The sequence below is a fragment of the Leucobacter japonicus genome, assembly GCF_001273855.1.
GTDB lineage: Bacteria > Actinomycetota > Actinomycetes > Actinomycetales > Microbacteriaceae > Leucobacter > Leucobacter japonicus.
In genome coordinates, this window is the sequence record NZ_JHBX01000118.1 from 1 (window position 1) to 222 (window position 222).

1 protein-coding gene is annotated in these 222 nt (G+C 76.6%); it reads left to right on the plus strand.

The features are described 5' to 3' along the window. The coding region (locus AMS67_RS17645; RefSeq protein WP_162230858.1) for a hypothetical protein at positions 1 to 222 on the plus strand (222 nt) is incomplete at both ends.

The following is a 222-nucleotide window of genomic DNA, read 5'->3' on the forward strand; positions in this document are numbered from 1 at the left end:
CTCCCGCGCTCGGATACTTCCTCGCCGAGACCCGGCGCATGCGCCCCGAGCTCACCGAGGTCGTCTCCGAGCTCGCCTACGACGGGCGGCTCGGCGCGCACTCCGGCGCCTCGCGGCGCGAAGTGACGGGCGCCGGCCCCTCCGGCCTCGTGTGGCATGCCGTGCGGCACGCCGGCAACGCGACGAGCTCGCCCGAGGAGGCCGCCGAGGTCGTGCGCATCG